This window comes from Altericista sp. CCNU0014 (assembly GCF_044923475.1).
Classification (GTDB): domain Bacteria; phylum Cyanobacteriota; class Cyanobacteriia; order Thermosynechococcales; family Thermosynechococcaceae; genus JAAURS01.
On record NZ_CP137338.1, the window covers coordinates 4953467 to 4971432 of the forward strand.

General features: G+C 38.1%; 16 protein-coding genes. 13 read left to right on the plus strand and 3 right to left on the minus strand.

The window, feature by feature from the left end; translation table 11 throughout:
- Positions 1 to 242 precede the first annotated feature (242 nt).
- The 8 genes from R6H26_RS23630 (at position 243) to R6H26_RS23665 (ending at position 8814) form a co-directional block, all read left to right on the plus strand.
- Positions 243 to 1736, plus strand: coding sequence for a flippase (locus R6H26_RS23630; RefSeq protein ID WP_404786054.1), 1494 nt, complete (start codon positions 243 to 245; stop codon positions 1734 to 1736).
- A gap of 107 nt (positions 1737 to 1843) precedes the next feature.
- A complete protein-coding gene (locus tag R6H26_RS23635) occupies positions 1844 to 3145 on the plus strand; it encodes a hypothetical protein (RefSeq protein ID WP_404786056.1) in 1302 nt (433 codons plus the stop codon).
- Between the two features lie 80 nt (positions 3146 to 3225).
- The gene (locus R6H26_RS23640) at positions 3226 to 4200 is read left to right on the plus strand and encodes a class I SAM-dependent methyltransferase (RefSeq protein WP_404786057.1); all 975 of its coding nucleotides are present in this window, start codon (positions 3226 to 3228) and stop codon (positions 4198 to 4200) included.
- Between the two features lie 17 nt (positions 4201 to 4217).
- Positions 4218 to 5291 (plus strand): glycosyltransferase family 2 protein, encoded by a 1074-nt coding sequence (locus tag R6H26_RS23645; protein WP_404786059.1) that lies wholly within the window; start codon positions 4218 to 4220, stop codon positions 5289 to 5291.
- 134 nt (positions 5292 to 5425) lie between these two features.
- The gene (locus R6H26_RS23650) at positions 5426 to 6376 is read left to right on the plus strand and encodes an NAD-dependent epimerase/dehydratase family protein (protein ID WP_404786060.1); all 951 of its coding nucleotides are present in this window, start codon (positions 5426 to 5428) and stop codon (positions 6374 to 6376) included.
- A 90-nt stretch (positions 6377 to 6466) separates the two neighbouring features.
- On the plus strand, positions 6467 to 6922 hold the full coding sequence (locus tag R6H26_RS23655) for a helix-turn-helix domain-containing protein (RefSeq protein ID WP_404786061.1): 456 nt from the start codon (positions 6467 to 6469) through the stop codon (positions 6920 to 6922).
- The gene (locus tag R6H26_RS23660; RefSeq protein WP_404786063.1) at positions 6919 to 7611 is read left to right on the plus strand and encodes an ISL3 family transposase; all 693 of its coding nucleotides are present in this window, start codon (positions 6919 to 6921) and stop codon (positions 7609 to 7611) included. The genes R6H26_RS23655 and R6H26_RS23660 overlap by 4 nt, the downstream gene beginning before the upstream one ends.
- Positions 7612 to 7704: 93 nt before the next feature.
- Positions 7705 to 8814, plus strand: a complete 1110-nt coding sequence (locus R6H26_RS23665; protein WP_404786064.1) for a glycosyltransferase — start codon at positions 7705 to 7707, stop codon at positions 8812 to 8814.
- 167 nt (positions 8815 to 8981) lie between these two features.
- Here R6H26_RS23665 and R6H26_RS23670 read toward each other — a convergent pair whose 3' ends face one another.
- Entirely contained in the window at positions 8982 to 9149 is a 168-nt protein-coding gene (locus R6H26_RS23670) for a transposase (RefSeq protein WP_404791429.1), read from the minus strand.
- 398 nt (positions 9150 to 9547) lie between these two features.
- Here R6H26_RS23670 and R6H26_RS23675 point away from each other — a divergent pair, with 398 nt between their 5' ends.
- From R6H26_RS23675 to R6H26_RS23685, 3 genes are all read left to right on the plus strand, one after another.
- A complete protein-coding gene (locus R6H26_RS23675) occupies positions 9548 to 10756 on the plus strand; it encodes a hypothetical protein (RefSeq protein WP_404786066.1) in 1209 nt (402 codons plus the stop codon).
- Between the two features lie 853 nt (positions 10757 to 11609).
- Positions 11610 to 13262 (plus strand): hypothetical protein, encoded by a 1653-nt coding sequence (locus R6H26_RS23680; RefSeq protein ID WP_404786068.1) that lies wholly within the window; start codon positions 11610 to 11612, stop codon positions 13260 to 13262.
- A gap of 107 nt (positions 13263 to 13369) precedes the next feature.
- Complete coding sequence (locus R6H26_RS23685; protein WP_404791431.1) at positions 13370 to 14434, plus strand: glycosyltransferase; 1065 nt, start codon at positions 13370 to 13372, stop codon at positions 14432 to 14434.
- Here the strand turns inward: R6H26_RS23685 and R6H26_RS23690 are convergent.
- Positions 14411 to 14617, minus strand: a complete 207-nt coding sequence (locus R6H26_RS23690) for a hypothetical protein (protein ID WP_404786070.1) — start codon at positions 14615 to 14617, stop codon at positions 14411 to 14413. The two genes, R6H26_RS23685 and R6H26_RS23690, sit on opposite strands and share 24 nt — an antisense overlap.
- Before the next feature lie 87 nt (positions 14618 to 14704).
- Between R6H26_RS23690 and R6H26_RS23695 the strand changes: the two genes are divergently transcribed.
- Positions 14705 to 15355, plus strand: coding sequence for a Crp/Fnr family transcriptional regulator (locus R6H26_RS23695; RefSeq protein ID WP_404786072.1), 651 nt, complete (start codon positions 14705 to 14707; stop codon positions 15353 to 15355).
- On the opposite strand, the gene R6H26_RS23700 is transcribed toward R6H26_RS23695, so the two are convergent.
- Entirely contained in the window at positions 15342 to 16781 is a 1440-nt protein-coding gene (locus R6H26_RS23700) for an aminotransferase class I/II-fold pyridoxal phosphate-dependent enzyme (protein WP_404786073.1), read from the minus strand. The genes R6H26_RS23695 and R6H26_RS23700 overlap by 14 nt on opposite strands.
- 102 nt (positions 16782 to 16883) lie before the next feature.
- On the opposite strand from R6H26_RS23700, the gene fni reads away from it, so the two are divergent.
- On the plus strand, positions 16884 to 17921 hold the full coding sequence (gene fni / locus R6H26_RS23705) for a type 2 isopentenyl-diphosphate Delta-isomerase (protein WP_404786075.1): 1038 nt from the start codon (positions 16884 to 16886) through the stop codon (positions 17919 to 17921).
- Positions 17922 to 17966: the final 45 nt, after the last annotated feature.

Sequence of the window (17966 nt, forward strand, 5' to 3'; positions counted from 1 at the left end):
TGAGCAAGGAGTTACAGAAGAGAAGAATAGATGTGGATAACATATTAAAGATTATTTAAAATCAGAAATCCCTTTATTGAAATAATGCATCAGACATTATATCGACACTAAAGTCTGTAGATTTCCTACAGTAATCTGCGAAGAATTTTTGTGCAGTATTTTCAGTTTATAAAAACTTTAAAGACTAGCAGGCATGATTCAATATTTTTAAGGCCATCGTTTCAAAATTATATAAAATAATTATGCCGAAGGCTGATGAAAAAGAAATAACCAAAGGTCAATCTCTTGTTTGGAATACTCTTTATAGCTTTCTTGGACAGGGAGTACCTCTAATTGTTGCATTAGGATCCATGCCTATCTTAATCAGAGGATTAGGAACAGATCGCTTTGGAATTTTGACGCTCATCTGGATGGTAATAAGCTACTTTAGTCTATTTGATCTTGGTTTAGGCCGTGCTCTTACACAGATGGTTGCGGAGAAAACAGGAGCTGGAAAATATCAGGAAATTCCGCCACTAATGTGGACAGCTTCCTTTTTAATGTTAATTCTTGGCATAGTGGGCACATTTGTGCTTATTGCTCTAACTCCTACCCTTATCTATGGTGTATTAAAAATTCCTGCAGAGTTAAGAAATGAGACAGAAAAAACTTTTTATCTACTAGCTTTATCAGTTCCTTTAATAACAAGCACGGCAGGTTTAGTAGGTTTCTTGTCCGCATTACAGCGCTTTGACCTGATAAACATTGTGCGCATCCCAATGAGCATGTTTATGTTTGTTGGACCAATTTTAGTTATTCAATTCTCAAATAGTTTATTTCCAGTAACTTTAACATTAGTACTTAGTAGATTTATAAACTGGGCTATTAATTTGTGGCAATGCTTCAATGTAATGCCAGATTTAAAGAAGAGAATTGTCTTTGATAAAACACAATTACCCGCAATGCTTAAATTCGGCGGATGGATGACGGTCACAAATATCGTCGGCCCTTTGATGGTGTATCTTGATCGTTTTTTAATAGGAAGTGTGATATCAATTTCAGCTGTTGCTTTTTATACTACACCATATGAAGTTGTTACTAAACTATGGATCATACCCAACTCATTGATTAATGTTCTGTTTCCAGCATTTACAACAAGTCACCAGACAAGCGTAAAGAGTTCGAGCGAGTTATTTGAGAAAGCAATAATATATATATTCTTTGTTCTATTTCCAGTAGTGTTACTCACTACCACATTTGCACAAGAGGGATTATATCTTTGGCTTGGAGCAGATTTTTCACGCAAAAGCAGTTTAGTATTACAAATACTTGCAATAGGGATCTTTATAAATAGCTTTGCAAATATTGCTTACACATTCATACAAGGCATAGGGAAACCCAACATTACTGCAAAACTACACTTATTAGAATTACCTTTTTATCTATTACTTGTGTGGCATTTAGCTAAAATTCATGGTATCGTAGGTGTCGCAATTGCCTGGGTTTTGAGGATAGCAGTAGATGCAATTCTTCTATTCTATATCGCTGACAATTTTCTCACTGTTGTCGACAAGACCAAATCAAGAATGATACTAATTCTACTAGCATCAATGGTATTAATATTAATATCTATAAATCTAAAAGAACTCCAAGCCAAGATTATATTCTCGTCCATTTCACTCATCACTATAAGTTTGGCAGCTTATTACTCATTAGACCTAAAAAATATTTACAAGAAGATTTTCAAGCCTGGATAACTTAAAACCAAAATCAGTTTTTCATTGTAACTCTAATAAAAAATAGACGATATAGAAATTCACAAGTCAGTGTTCAAAATGGTCAGTCAATTAAATCTAGGATTGCAATGTCAAACTTATTAAGTATTATAAAAACAAACTCTGCAAAGTACTTAGGGGTAAGAAACTATCAACGTTTAAGGCATTTAAATAAACTAGTAATGGGCGATCCTTCAGTAGATAGTCTACCTGAAATATCACTAATTAATCCAAGGCCAGTAAACACAAACGAACCCAGAATCAATTTAGTTTTACCTTCAATAAATAAGAATCATATATTTGGAGGCATTGCAACAGCCTTATCATTTTTCGATCAACTCTCACTTTACTTTAAAGAAGCCAGATTGATAGTAGTTAGTTCAAAGCCTTCTAAAAGTGATCTTGAAACTTTTCGTAATTTCAAACTAGTCAAATCATGTGATGATTTTGGGCCTAGCAAACAAATAGTAATTACACACAATACAACTGAATCTTTAGCTGTTGGGGCTAAGGACATATTTATTGCCACAGCGTGGTTTACAGCCTTCAATGTTCAGCACATCATCTCATGGCAAAAAGAAAAATTTAACTTTAAAAAACCTAATCAATTTATTTATTTCATTCAAGACTTTGAGCCTGCTTTTCATCCTTGGTCCAGTCAATATGTTCTTGCAAACGAAACCTATATGTATGCAGAAGAAACCATCGCAGTGTTTAATACAGAATTACTGAAAGAGTTCTTCAAGAAAAATAACTATAACTTCAAACATGAATTTAGTTTTGAACCTAAAATAAATGCTTCTTTAGTTAGATTAGCAAAGCAAAAAAGAGAGAAGAAGAAGCAAATTCTAATTTACGGAAGACCTACAGTTGAAAGAAATGGGTTTCCTTTAATTATTGAAGCATTAAGAATATGGAGTAAAGAATTTGCAGATGCAGGTGAGTGGACTATTATTTCTGCTGGAGAAGATCATGGCTACATTAAATTATCTAGTAGGCTTAAAGTTAAGTCCTCAGGGAAATTAAGTCTTGAGGAGTACAGTACTATCCTAGCTGAATCATTTATAGGAATTTCGTTAATGATATCTCCTCATCCTAGTTATCCTCCATTAGAAATGGCTTACTACGACATGTTAGTTCTGACAAATAAATTTGCAAACAAGGATCTCTCTCTTACTCACAAAAATATTCACTCTATCTCAAAAATATCGCCAAAAAATATAGCTAATGAGCTAGCTTGTTTATGCAGCAGATATCAATCGAAAATTTTAGATCTTAGTTGTACTCCCCTTGAAAATGATGAAGATTCATCGAAACCTCAAGAGGGACGCTTTGATTTTATCAAAGAAATTTATCAGATAATTCTTCAGAGTGAGTCAATCAAAAGTTAACGGATAGAAATCAAGAAACTTATTATTTTTATGACCTCAATCCTTAACCATAAATATCTAAATCTTTGATCAAACGAATTATGAATACATGTATTATTTGTAGTGGCTTGCTTGAAGACAAAGTTTATACTGTCAGAGAAATGCAGTTTGGAACAAAAGAAGAATTTGTGTATAGGCAATGCACCAAATGCAACTGCCTGCAGATTAATGAGGTTCCAGAAAATATAAGTGAGTATTATCCAGAATCTTATCCTTCATTTCAATCTCGTGCATTAAATCAACCGAGCATAGGCTACTTCAAAGAGAAGATTAGACTATTTAGAACCAAGTTTTATCTGAACGAAAAACTTAGTCTTTTACATAGAATGTCTTCTTTATTTTTTGAAAAACCTATACATATAGAATGGATGCAGGAACTTGGCCACTTAGTTGATTATAAATCTTCTATATTGGATGTTGGCTGTGGAACGGGTAAGTTGCTGTATAACCTATCTTATCTTGGATACAAGAACCTTAATGGAGTTGATCCATTTATATTAAATGATATATTCAACTCCAGATTTAGGATCAAAAAAAATAGTGTTTTTCAGGTTAAACATGACTTTGACTTAATAATGTTTAATCATTCTCTTGAACACGTGCCAGATCCTGCAGCAATTTTTACACATTTGTCTAAGATAATGAAGTCAGGTTCTTACTTACTAGTTAGAATTCCAGTCATTGATTCATCTGCATGGGAAGAATACAAAGAAAACTGGGTTCAAATTGATGCGCCAAGACATATATTTATTCCAAGCAAAAAGAGTATGCAGGTTCTTGCTAAGTTAGGTGATTTCACTCTAATCAAGACTATATATGATTCTGATGAATTACAATATATGGGTAGCGAGCAATATAAGTTAGATATTCCATTGCAAAGTGAAAAATCTTTTTCAATAAACATAAAAAATTCACTATTTTCAAAGGAAGAAAGGTTAGGCTATCAAAAAAAAGCGAAGTATTTAAATACTAAGGGAAGAGGCGATCAAGCTTGCTTCTTCTTTATCAAGAACTAGACTACGGAACCAATAAAATGCACGGTTTATCTAAAGAGAAAAAAGAAAAAGTTTATATCATAATTCTGAATTGGAATGGCTGGGAAGATACAATAGAATGCCTTGAAAGCATAATGAAAATCGATTACGATCCTTATCAGATAATTGTATGTGATAATGAGTCAAAAGATAATTCTTTAGATAATATAATTAAATGGGCAAAAGGTGAATTAGATGTCAATTTCATTGGAGATGAATCCTTAAGGGATAAGGTTTTACCAGGATTTCAAAAACCAGTTTCATATTCAATTTACTCGCAGACAGAAGCTTTAGAACGCAAAATTAATTCTGGCTCAGATTCAAAACTAATATTAATTCGTAATAATGGCAATATTGGCTTTGCTGCTGGAAATAACGTAGGTATTAATTATGCTCTTCTAAACGGTGACTGCGATTATGTATGGCTTTTGAATAATGATACTATTGTTGACAAATATTCTTTATCTGAGTTGATTCAAAAAATTCAACTTAATCCTAGCGCGGGGATGTGTGGATCAACATTGCTATACTATGAAAATCCTTCTATAATTCAAGCCTTAGGCGGTGACTTTTACAACTCATGGACGGGTTTCAATCAACACATTGGCGGTTTAAAGACATACACGAAAGGTAATAACTATTCTTTTGTGAAGAGTCAGTTAAGCTTTTTAGTTGGGGCTAGCATATTAGTAAGAGTTTCACTTTTGAAAGAAGTAGGTCTGTTATGCGAAGACTATTTTTTATACTATGAGGAACTGGATTGGGCAGTCAGAGCCAAGAAAAAGTCTTACACCTTAGAATACGCTTCAAATAGCTTAGTATATCACAAAGTTGGAGCAAGTACTGGAGGCAGCAGTTTTAAGATGAGGCAGAAGAGCATAATTTCAGATTTTTACTTAATCAGAAATAGACTACTTATTACACATAAATTTTTTCCTTATGCATTGCCTACAGTTTATCTTTCGCTTGCGATCACTCTATTTCGAAGATTAATACGTTTTCAGTGGAATAGAATATTTATGATAGCGAGAATAATATGGACAAAAGGCAATTGTAAATTCGATTATAATTAAACTAGTATTACTCCCTACTATAATTTTGCTGTTCTTGTAAAGAAGATATCATTTCTGCATGTTTAATTTATTTACCTTTTGACTAACATCTGTTGAACATAATACCAGCTAAACTCCAATTATTCAAGCATAGAATGAACTACTTGGTCAATCAAAAAAAATGTTTAATACTTGGCGGAAACGGTTTTATAGGGCAGCACTTATCTAGGGCTTTATTAAAAAAAGGTTTTATTGTTCGTATTCTATCAAAAACAAAAAAAGAAATATCTTTAAGTGATTCATTAAGCCAAAATCCAAATATAGAATGGATTACAGGAGATTTTTGCGATGAAAAATTAATAATTGAGGCTACAAAACAAGTATCATATGTCTTTCACTTAATTAGCACTACGTTGCCTTCTTCCTCAAATTTAGACCCATATTTTGATATAGAATCTAATGTTGGGTCGACAATTAATCTCTTGAAAGCGTGCGTTTTAAATAAAGTTGAGAAGATCCTTTTCTCATCTTCTGGTGGTACCGTATATGGAATTCCTAAGTACTTACCTATCAATGAATCACACCCACAAAATCCTATATCTTCTTATGGAATTCAAAAATTAACTATTGAAAGATATCTTTATCTTTATAATCACTTGTATGAATTGAAATCGAGCATCTTGCGCATTAGTAACCCCTTTGGAATTGGACAAAATATTAATCGGGGCCAAGGCTTAATAACAACATTCCTTATTAAAGTGCTTCGTGGAGAGAATATTGAAATATGGGGTGATGGCTCTGTTATCAGAGATTTTATATATATAGATGATGTTATAGAATCTTTTCTTGCAGCGCTCGAGCACCCTCATAAATTTGACATATATAATATAGGTAGTGGCGTAGGTACGAGCATTCTCGAAGTTATCAAAGAAATCGAAATTGTTCTAAGTGTCCAAGCTAGAGTTAAATTTAAAGAACCCCGATCATTGGATGTTCCAGCCAATATTCTAGACATTACTCATTCTCAGAATGAATTGTGCTGGTCTCCTAAAATATCTTTAACCGAAGGAATTAAGATGATGGCAGCAGATTTAAAGAATAATTAATTATGATTTAAGTTTTAAAATCAAGAAATTATGGTTCTTCTGGAATCTCGCTGACAATTGTATAATAGACTACATTCTATCGTGTATTGAATGATGGACATTCACTTAGATCGCCTCCTCAATTTTCCTAATGTTACGGTACAAAGTTGCATTCATGAAGATGAAGGTATTCGCTTAGATTTAGGATTTATAAAGGAAGGTAGCCATTGTCCTAAGTGTAAGCATTTTAGTGATGATCTTCATCGAAATCGACCTAGCTTAATTCGAGATTTATCGATTTTTGGAAAACAGACTTATCTTCGTATCTATCGCCGTCAATACTATTGTTCAACTTGCCAAAGTTACTTTACAGAACAATTATCCTTTGTCGATTGGCATCGTCGCTATACTCAGCGATATGAGGCATATATTTATGAAAGCGTGCAACGTTCGACCATTGAACAAGTATGCAGAGAAGAAGGACTGACTTGGGATCAAGTTCATGGGATATTTAAGCGACAATATAAGCTAAAAAAACCGAAACTTGGAGTCCAATTACCCGCTTGAGTATTGATGAGATTAGTAAACGTAAAGGACATAAAGATTTTGTGACAGTGGTTTGTGATATTGAGCAGGGAAACTTGGTAGAGGTCATTGACAGTCATAAGCAAGATAAAATCATTGAAGTGCTTGAGCAACAGCCCTTAGAGATACGTGAGCGAGTTAAAGAAGTGAGTATTGACATGTGGGGTGGCTTTCCAAAAGTGATAGAAAAAGTCTTTCCTAATGCAGTAGTGGTCATTGATAGATTTCATGTAATGAAGGCAGTCAATAGCAATTTGAATACGATTCGAAAGCAATCTGGGATAAAGGTCAAGAATAATAAATTTATCTTGCTCAAGAATGGGATAGATTTGAGTGCTGAAGAGAATGAAAAATTAGAACTAATATTAAAGCAGTCAGACCGACTGAGAACGGCATATGAGTTAAAAGAGTCATTTCGAGCGATATACGAGTCAGAGCTAACTGTTGAAGACAGGAAAAAGAAGATAGAGTTATGGATGGATAAAGCCAGGAAAGTTTACTGTAAAGCGATTACAACGATCTCTAATCATATAGAGGGGATATGCAACTACTTTTTAAGTCGGACTACGAGTGGAGTAATGGAAGGAGTTAATAACAAAAGTAAACTGATTAAACGACGAGCTTATGGATTTGTTAACTTTGACAATTTCCGTATGCGTCTATTAGCTTAATTTTTTGATTAGACAAATTTATCAGCCTAAACCCAGAAGAGCCGAAATTATTTTATTAGATTCAACAATGAATTTATCATTAAGATTGAGATTATGAATATATTGATGATAACCGTTCGTGCAGATCCCGGTGGTGGGCCAGAGCATGTATATCAACTCTCGAAAGCATTATTAGAGACCTGCAGTGAAAATGTATCCTTATACATTGCTTCACCAGAAGATTATCCATACTGTAAAAAATATAGAGATTTAGTAGGAATCAGACAGGTAGTTATAGTTCCTCACAGAAAATTCAAAGCTTTGAAGTTTTTGAATCTTATTAAGTTTATTAGATCAAATAAGATAGACATTATTCATTCGCATGGCAAAGGGGCTGGAATTTATAGTAGATTACTATCTACTTTTACGCAAGTACCATGCGTACATTCATTCCATGGTGTTCATATTGGTGAATATAACTTTCTTCAGAAGAATATTTATTTAACTTTAGAGAGGATCTTATCAATTTTCACTTCGCAAGTAATTGCAACGTCTAAAAGTGAGTTCGAAATTTTTTCAACTCTTAAACTGTGTAAAGAGAGCAAAATATCTACTATATATAATGGTGTTCAAATTGATGAAAAAGCTAACTCCTATCATAAGTCAACTGTAAACTCAACCCAGATTATCTCTATGGTTAGATTTACTTATCAAAAGAATGTTGAAATGCAGATAAAGATAGCTAAATCTTTGTCTGAAAAAGAGTTAGCCAATAATGTTACCTTTTTAATTTTAGGTGAGGGAGAAACCAAAAAGCAATTCATAGAGGATCTTTATAATGAGAAGCTACAGGATTACTTTAAGCTTGAAGATTTTGTTTCAAATAGGTATGACCTTTTAGAGAACTCATTATGTTATTTATCGACATCAAGGTGGGAAGGTATGCCTCTTTCTTTGATAGAGGCAATGGCATGTGGCTTACCAATTATAGCTACCGCAGTACCTGGAAATGTAGATCTGGTCATTCATAATGAGACAGGTTTCTTATTTGACCAAGACTCGCCCGAAGAAGCAGCAGAGTACATCAAGTTACTCATTCAGAATCAAGAATTACATGCTAGTATGTCTGCGAAATCACGGGAAACAGCCATAAATCTTTTTTCATCTAAACAGATGGCAAAAAGGATGTATTCGTTATATTCAAAGTTAATTTTTGATGCTTGAAATATAATGGTTTGACACATAAGAATAACTGAAATATGATTGCTGCCAGACACACAAGAATCAGCACAAAGAAGACAAGAATATTTTTCTTAAGCATTTTATTCTAATTTTTCTTTCTCTAGAGTACCTCTTTTAGGTTTTGGTCGATAAGTTTTTCTAATCAAAATTTAACCTAATAGGCCTATGAGGAAACTGTTAAAGCTTGCAAATCCATAATCTCGTCGCTTAATCAATTTATTTTTATTATTAATTTTCTCTATTACTGCACTCGTAGTTTGATTTAGAGAAGAGGTGCATGTACACCCTATACTATTAGTGAGTGGGTTCTTCCGGATTTAAGATGACAAGAAAGACTAATGTACTGAGCTGTAAGCTTTCAAGCTTCATCTGCGAAGCTGTTTGTATCCTTGAATATATATTTCAGTAGAGACCCAAAAGATCTACAGCCATCCTAGATAGAATATGAACAACACATCTTTACAGTTCAAGTCTTGGAAGCCCTTCTGTGTTCATAACCAACTGAGGATAGCTGTAGGGAGTATTACAATTGTATTTCAGCAAATTTTCTGAATCAGTCTACCAAGATTGAAATAATAAAAGTACCAATAACTTTCTTTATAAAACTTTTGGATTTTATTTCTAAATCGTTCTGTATCGCTAAATATGTTTTCCATAAATCTTTCGGAAAGGCCTTATTACCTATAGAATTTGCCGTCTTATACCTATTTTAAAAATGAATGCTTCCATTCTCAAATCGAAACCTGAATACAAATTCATTATTTCTCTCTTAGTATTAACTCTCGTCATTATCCCTAAAGGAGGGATAAAAGTATCGTCGATACCAATAACATGGGGATATGTACTAACCTTCTTGATTTCATTTATCTTGGTACTTGATTTAAGAAATCTAAAGAAAAAATTTTCGATCAATAAACAAAGATCAATAAGCATTTTATCGTTACTACCATTTCAATTTATTTGTATTACTTCACTATTTTTTAATGGATTTACCGATCTTGGATTTGCAATTTCTCTAATTATAAATATAATTTTATTGCCATGGATCTATATAGTAGTTTTTGGCTTCTATTTTGATAAAATGAATTTTACATTTTTCTTTAGATTTTTGAAGTTTGCGATAATTTCCATTTCTATATACGGAATCTTTCTCTTTTTCTTTAAATTTTTTACAGGTAGCTTTATTGAGATACCTTTTGTCACAATTAATCAAGGAGATATAGGGAATATATCAGAAAAAAACATTGATAGAGGTGAGGTATTCAAGCTTATCTCGACATATAACAATGGAAATATTTACGGTGTATGCATGCTAATGCTTCTTCCTTTATATAGTAGCTTTGAAAAGAACCTACTAAAAACGCTTATTGTAAAGACCTCAATTATCTTAACATTATCTAGGACTGTATGGGCAGGTTTATTTATATACGAAATTATTTACAGAATCTATATTAGAAAAGCCTCACTTAAAAGTGTACTATACTTTATAGTAAGTATTCTGTTGAGCGTTTTTGCTGTACTTTATGTCTTATCTTTTGCAGGACTAGATATAAGTTTTTTGTTTGACTCTACTTTAGGGGGCAGAGATTCACAACTGAGCTATTTATCAAATCTACAATTTATATCCTATGAATCTTTCGCTTCTATTGGTGAAGTTGTCTATATATCTATAGCAAAATACTTTGGTATTCTAGGCCTTATTCTTTTTAGCATAGGAATGACTACACCGATTCTTCTCAATTTTATATCTAAGAAGAGATCTATTAAAAATAATCAAAGCACCATACAGAAAAGCATTATTTCAGGGTTGATAATTTACCTGTTCGTTTCTCTTTCAGATGGAGCTTTCTTACTCATACCAGTCATGTCATTTTATTGGTTTTTATACAGTCTTCTCCTATCTCAAAACCTTACTTTAGAGTAAAATCTTTCTTTATTACTCCTTATGTAAGGAGTAGGTTTGTAAAGATGAGAGGAGATATTAAAATAGAGTTGACTACCTGCTTGACTGACAAAATTTTTCCCTTGGCGGTTAAAACCACTACAAGAACGAAATCTACCTGTACGGATTGCTAGAACTCTTAATATATTAAGTCTACGTACTACCCAAACTTTGTTCTTGTAGGCGCGATTTCAATCGCTGACTTTAGAGAGAGATGAATGAATTGGGAGTTCAGGACTTTTGTAAGTCACCCAGGGTAACTAAACTAAACCTTGAGATCTCCTTATGCAAATACCACATGTATTCATTTTACTGACAAGAAGTTTTGTACTAATGGATGATTGGCATTGACAATATGGCAATCATCTTATGACCTCTGTCTCAGCATTACCTGTATTGCAAACAGACTTCAGTGATTAATAGTGACATAATGAGCTACTGGAAAAGGACTGTTTTCCCTAATCAGGAGAACAGGAGTTTTTAAGGTTCATGCAAGCAAACTACTTGGATCTGGAGCCAATACAATATCAGCAAAGTCCTGCAGCTTTCAACCGATTATTGATCTATTTTCAAAAACAGATTGAATGGGTGTTTAATAAGGCGCAAAATACAGGACGAAATCTGGAGCGATTGCTGAGGAAGAAAGTTGATGGGCGATAAATCCATATTGCTGCCAAAATACTGAGTCACACGTTACAGATTCTGTTGCGTCAATACTTGAGCACTAATATTTTGTCCTTTGAGCAGCATGAGCGCTAATCTTTTAAATCCTCACATAAAGCATTAAATCTTATTTTTTTATCAGGCAAGTCTTTCTATGAAGAGGAGAGCTTTGTTGATTAGTATCTTATTTGCACCTTTCTCAAGTGCAAAGAGCATAAATATAGTACTCATCAATATTTCGTCCACTGCTTTTTTAGCGAAATATTTTGATAACTTAAAGAAAGAAATAAATGTTGACTACTTCGGTGCTTTAGGTAATGGCTTAGCAGATGATACTGAAGCAATCAAAAAAGCATTTAATCATGCGTCAAAACATGGTTTTAAAATTATTAGTTTTTCTAAAGAAAAAGTTTATCGGATAACCGAGTCAATAACTTTATACTCTAATTTAACTGTTGAAGGGAGAAATTCAACCCTGTCACTTGACATTAAATTTGTGAGTAAAAACTCAAAATTCTATCCAATTTTTAGTATAGATTCAAAAAGCAATATTGCTATTAAAAATATTGTATTCGAATGTAATTCGAGCATTGCTTATGGTGTTGTTGTTAGCTCTAGCTCTAACATTAAAATCAGTTCCTGTAAAGCAAAAGGAGCCTCACTTTTCTATAGCGGATCAAAATCAAATTTAGGGTACTCAGAAATTTCTTCAAGTAATATGAGTTCTAATATTTTAGTGCAAGAATGTGAAGGAATTGGAAATAATGATTTCAAGGGGGATGGTTGCATATTTTTTTCTTATACAAATATTTTTTCTGCTATTAAAAATAATATAAGTGGATATACTCATGGAATTGTATGGTGGGGAGGTGACTCGAATCATCTTCGCGACGGCTCTTTATCCAATCCAAGAAAGTGTATTGCTGGTCATATTTCGCAAAACTATATTCATAGTATAAAAGGTGGTGGTATATGGGGAAGTATGGGGCATAAAATTGATGTTCTCTTCAACAATGTTTTAAATTGTGGTGATGTTGGAATTGACTCCGAAGGCTCTTTTTCTGTCTTAATTCGGAAAAATCTCATAAAAAATTGTGCTAATGGTTGTATTGCTACATTCTTTTTTAACAAAGATATATACATCACAGAAAATAGAGTTTATTCAGAAGTAGCCAGCCAATATCTTTTCAAGATTAACAATTCAGCCCAATCATTCGACAACAAAAATATTGCCATTAAAAATAATTTGTTTGTATTTCTTGGGAAAAAGGGACTTGCCAACTTTGGCGGCGATAACTTCGAAAGGATTTTAGTACATAGCAATAAATTTATAAACACATCTATTTCCTTATCTTCCAATAACAATCGTTACTTGAAACTAACCAATAATCTGATAGAATACACTCAGCTTCCGCAATCCAAACTTGAATATATTGTTATTGGAAATACTAACAGCAATGGATCTCTATATTTTTTAAAGAACAAACTAAGATGTATTTCTCATAATAGTTCCAAGATATTTGCCATACGTATTATTCAATCCGATTTCAACTCTGCTTCTCAAAATTTTATTCGGGACAATCTAATTTCTGGATTTTCTAATATACTCTACTTTCTAAATTCCTCTCAGAACCTTGGAATCATCCCAAAATTTTATGTAGAAAATAATATTTTTTCCATAGTCGACAATCAAAAACAACAAAATTGCAACAACAAAAAGATTCAACCATTAACCGAATGCAATCTATATCTTAAAAAGGACAAAAAAATATTTTTAGAGTGGCGAAATAATAAGCTTGACAATGGGGAAATTATATCTGTATAGTATTAGCCAAAGTTTAATTAATCAAAGTTTTTCTGCACAAATATTGTGATGATTTAGTAATGAAAGAAAATCTTAGAGTTGCAATTATTCATTATTGGTTGGTTGGAATGCGTGGAGGAGAAAAAGTTTTAGAATCTTTCTGCGAATGTTTCCCTCAAGCTGATATTTACACTCACGTTCTTGATGAATCTGCAATCTCCGAAATTATTAGTAAACACAAAATCTTCACCACTTTTATCCAGAAATTACCACAAGCCAAACGCAGATATCAAAAGTACTTACCTTTAATGCCAATCGCCTTAGAACAACTAGACCTCCGCAACTATGACCTTGTGATCAGCAGCGAATCAGGACCAGCAAAAGGTGTCATCACATCCCCCGAAACCCTCCATATCTGCTATTGCCACACCCCCATGCGCTACGTATGGGACATGTACCAAGACTACCTTGAAAACGCTGGACGCATCACTCGTCTCCTCATGCCCCCACTCATTCATTACTTGCGCCTCTGGGACTACGCCAGCGCTGCCCGCGTCGATCGCTTTATCGCCAACTCAGGCCACGTCGCAAAACGCATTCAAAAACACTACCGCCGAGACGCCACCGTCATTTATCCCCCAGTTGATACCGCAGCCTTTACCCAATCCGCCACTCCTGAGGACTTTTACCTCATTGTCGGTCAACTCGTTGGCTATAAACGCACAGACCTAGCCGTCGAAGCCTTTAATCGGATGGGTAAACCCCTCATCATTATTGGCGACGGCGAACAGTTCAATCAACTCCGCACTCAAGCCAAATCTAACGTCAAAGTTATGGGTCGCCAACCCTTTTCAGTCATCCGAGACCACTATGCAAAATGTAAAGCCCTAATATTCCCTGGCGAAGAAGACTTTGGTATCGTCCCCCTCGAAGCAATGGCCTCCGGTCGCCCCATCATCGCTTATCGCAAAGGCGGCGCTCTTGAAACAGTTGTTGAGGGTGTAACAGGACTGTTCTTCGAGCAGCAAACCCCAGAAGCCCTCATTCAAGCAATTGAACATTACGAAGAAACCCAACAACAGTTCATCCCAGAGCGCATCATTCAACACGCACAAAGCTTTGACAAAGAAATATTTAAAATTAAAATCAAGCAGTTTATTGAAGAAGCACTAGCCGAAAAACAGGCATTCTAGCGATCGATCGATGTTTGTAGCCTTCTGAGCCAATAGTGCGATCGCCCTCAACCCGCACTGCACATTCAGTTCTTCGCTGGAGATATGCGATCGCCGTCCTATCTGAGGTATGCGAAAGCCCTGCTTTGGCTGGGTTGTGCAATATCCTGCGATCGCCTCTCCGCACGAGACTGTCAGACTCAAAAAACTTAACCTTGCCAAAACCTGAGCATTACCTGCTATTGAAGTTACGGGGTTAGGGTAGTTACAAAGTATGAAGGCTAGTGAGCAATGGCTATTTCAGCGCTTGCAACAGCTACAGTTTCTACCGATTGGCGTCAGCTTCTAGAAGATCTCTATCGAGGTCGCAACGTCTCTACAATTCAAAGCAGCCAATTTATTGCAATGCAACCTCACGAGGTTTTAATTGTATGTCGCGGATTGGTTCAGCTCAGCACCCTATATCCCAACGGCGATGAGGGAATTTTAGGATTGGTCGGACCCTCTATGCCTTTTGGCATTCCTTTTTCTTTGCTCAACCCCTACGAAGCGATCGCCCTAACCGATGTAGTTTTGATGCGGGTTCACATTGTTGAAATAGAGCAGTCGCCCCGATTGGCCCAGAGTTTGTTTCGAGAGTTAATGCGCCGCCTTCAGCAAACAGAGACCCTGCTGGCGATCGCCGGATACCGCCGCGTCGACGATCGGCTGCGCCAGCTTTTAGAACTCCTGCGTCAAGAAATCGGTCAAGTTACGCCCGAAGGCACTCGACTGAGCGTTCGCCTTACCCATCAACAGCTTGCCGGATTAATTGGCACCACGAGAGTCACCGTAACGCGCCTGCTTAGAGAATTCCGAGATGAAGGCTCGATCGGCGTGGACGCTGCCAGACATATTTGTTTCCCAGCGTCTAGCTCGCATCCGCTCGTCAATCCTGTATGACCTGGATGGACTGCAAAGTCGGATCGGCACAGCCCGCGATGAGGCCCCCAGCCGCCTGGATTTGTTGGAGAAAGGCGATCGCTTCTGGAGCGATCGCCTCTCCCGGTAAAATTACCGGAATTCCGGGCGGGTAAGGGCAGAGCGTTTCCGCGCTAACGCGTTCGGGCGCTCGATCGATGGGGACGGAAACGCGCGGGGCAAAAAAAGCCTCGCGGGGCGATCGGGCCGGATGGCAGATGTGAGTTGTTGGCGGCCAACCCGCCAGCCGACTAACTTTGTGAGTGGCAAGCGTCGATTGCTGCGGCAAATGTCGGAGGGCGTAGAAGAGTCGATCGATGTCTTCACTGCGGTTGCCCAAGCTGACAATAAACGTCAGATGGCGGAGCGTGGGTAGCTCGGCAACGATGCCAAACTGCTCCGTACAGATTTCGTCGGCGCGAAATCCGTCCAATCCTAACGCACTGACATCGACGGTCAGGCGGGTTGGATCGAGGTCGAAAAAGCCTGCTGTAGGTGCCTCGGGCTTCTGTAAAATTGAAAGTCCGGCAATCTTGCCAATCCCCGCGCGCGCAGTACGGGCGATCGCCAGAGTTTGACTCATGAGTGCCGGGCCATCGGCAGACATTTGCTGGCAAGCCCCTTCTAGAGAGGCCAGCAATAAATTGCTGGGGCTGCTGGATTGAAGAATCTGAAGGGCGCTGCCGACCCGTCGCGGATCTACGAGGGAACTCTTTTGGTGCAACAGAGAGGCTTGAGTCAGGGCCGAGAGGGTTTTGTGGGTGGACTGTACTGCAAAATCTGCCCCCGAGGTTAAGGCGGCGGCGGGCAGGTCGGCGTGAAAGCCGAAATGGGCACCGTGGGCCTCATCGACAATGAGCGGGATGTTTTGCTGATGGGCAAGGTGGGCGATCGCACCCACATCTCCACAGACGCCGTGGTAGGTGGGCGATACCATGAAAATTGCTTTTGCATCGGGGTGTCGGTCGAGGGCGCGGGCGACGGTATAGGGCGTAATGCAATGCACTAAGTCCCAATCGGGGTCGTACTCGGGGTTAATAAAGATGGGATGAGCGCCCGATAAAATGAGACCCGAAATTGCCGAAGTATGAACGTTGCGAGGCAAAATAATCTTGTCTCCCGGACCGCAGGTGGCCAGGATAGCGGCCATCACGCCCACCGTCGAGCCATTGGCTAAAAACCAAGTTCGGTCTGCCCCAAAGAGTTGTGCGGCGCGGATCTGGGCGGAGGCAATGAAGCCCTCTGACTCAAACAAATTAAAGCCCGGTAGATCGGGTAAGTCAGCGCTGTAAGCTTGAGATCCCATCAGCCGCTCCATGGATGCCGGAATCGATCGACCGCGTCGATGCCCTGGCGTACAAAACAAAGTAGCATCGGAGTGCGAAGCAGCCAGGAGCGCATCTATCATGGACGGACTGAATCGATACACAAAAATCAAAACCCTGACTACACTATGTAAATCCTGTAGCGATTATATGCGCTTCGCTTCTCTAGGTTTGAGGTTAAAGCCGTGACGGTTTCTCTCGATCGCATCGAAGACAATATTCAGAGCCGCAAGGCCGACCACCTCAGAATTTGCCTCGACGAGACGGTTCAGTGCAAAACCGTCACCAGCGGTCTGGAGCGCTATCGCTTCCGGCATTGCTGTTTGCCGGAGCTGAACTACGACGACATCGCACTCCACACCCAGTTTTTAGGACGTGCCCTCAACGCGCCTTTACTCATTTCTTCGATGACCGGAGGAACTGAGTTAGCGAAGGAAATCAACATCCGCCTTGCAAAAGCAGCTCAGCATTACAACATCCCGATGGGAGTGGGTTCTCAGCGCATTGCCCTCGAGCAGCCCGGTCTGACCGATACGTTTGCCGTGCGCTCCATCGCGCCCGATATTTTTTTGATGGCAAACCTCGGTGCCGTCCAGATGAACTATGGATGCGGTGTGGATGAATGCCGTCGCATTATCGAAACATTGGAAGCCGATGCCCTGATTTTGCACCTCAACCCCCTTCAAGAGTGCGTGCAAAGCCACGGCGATCGCAATTTCCGAGGTCTCCTCCACAAAATCGCGGATCTCTGCCGGCACCTTGAGGTTCCCGTCATCGCCAAAGAAGTGGGCAACGGCATCTCCGGCCCGATGGCCCAACGCCTCATAGAAGCCGGAGTAGCGGCCATTGACGTCGCTGGGGCCGGAGGCACCTCTTGGGCTAAAGTAGAAGGAGAGCGGGCGGTCGATCCGCAACAGCGTCGGCTGGGAAAAACCTTTGCTGAGTGGGGGCTTTCGACTGCCGACTGCATCCAGGAGGTTCGCGCCCGAGATGCCGCGATTCCGCTGATCGCATCGGGCGGCTTGCGGACGGGGTTGGATGTGGCCAAGGCGATCGCCTTGGGTGCCGACCTTGCCGGAATGGCCTACCCCTTCCTGACAGCAGCCTACGAGTCCGAAGCAGCGCTGTACGAGCTGATCGAAATTTTGCTAGCAGAGTTAAAGACCGTCCTGCTTTGTACGGACAGTGCTTCCCTTAAGGATCTAAAGCATTCTTTAACGTAGTTCGCACTAGATATAGACCGGCGAATCCGCTACTCTAAGGTCACA

Excerpts from the sequence above, each read along its gene's own strand:
- R6H26_RS23630 (WP_404786054.1), top strand. The coding sequence starts at position 243 with ATGCCGAAGGCTGATGAAAAAGAAATAACCAAAGGTCAATCTCTTGTT.
- R6H26_RS23635 (WP_404786056.1), top strand. The coding sequence starts at position 1,844 with ATGTCAAACTTATTAAGTATTATAAAAACAAACTCTGCAAAGTACTTA.
- R6H26_RS23640 (WP_404786057.1), top strand. The coding sequence starts at position 3,226 with ATGAATACATGTATTATTTGTAGTGGCTTGCTTGAAGACAAAGTTTAT.
- R6H26_RS23645 (WP_404786059.1), top strand. The coding sequence starts at position 4,218 with ATGCACGGTTTATCTAAAGAGAAAAAAGAAAAAGTTTATATCATAATT.
- R6H26_RS23650 (WP_404786060.1), top strand. The coding sequence starts at position 5,426 with ATGAACTACTTGGTCAATCAAAAAAAATGTTTAATACTTGGCGGAAAC.
- R6H26_RS23655 (WP_404786061.1), top strand. The coding sequence starts at position 6,467 with ATGATGGACATTCACTTAGATCGCCTCCTCAATTTTCCTAATGTTACG.
- R6H26_RS23665 (WP_404786064.1), top strand. The coding sequence starts at position 7,705 with ATGAATATATTGATGATAACCGTTCGTGCAGATCCCGGTGGTGGGCCA.
- R6H26_RS23675 (WP_404786066.1), top strand. The coding sequence starts at position 9,548 with ATGAATGCTTCCATTCTCAAATCGAAACCTGAATACAAATTCATTATT.
- R6H26_RS23685 (WP_404791431.1), top strand. The coding sequence starts at position 13,370 with ATGCGTGGAGGAGAAAAAGTTTTAGAATCTTTCTGCGAATGTTTCCCT.
- R6H26_RS23695 (WP_404786072.1), top strand. The coding sequence starts at position 14,705 with ATGGCTATTTCAGCGCTTGCAACAGCTACAGTTTCTACCGATTGGCGT.
- R6H26_RS23700 (WP_404786073.1), bottom strand. The coding sequence starts at position 16,781 with ATGATAGATGCGCTCCTGGCTGCTTCGCACTCCGATGCTACTTTGTTT.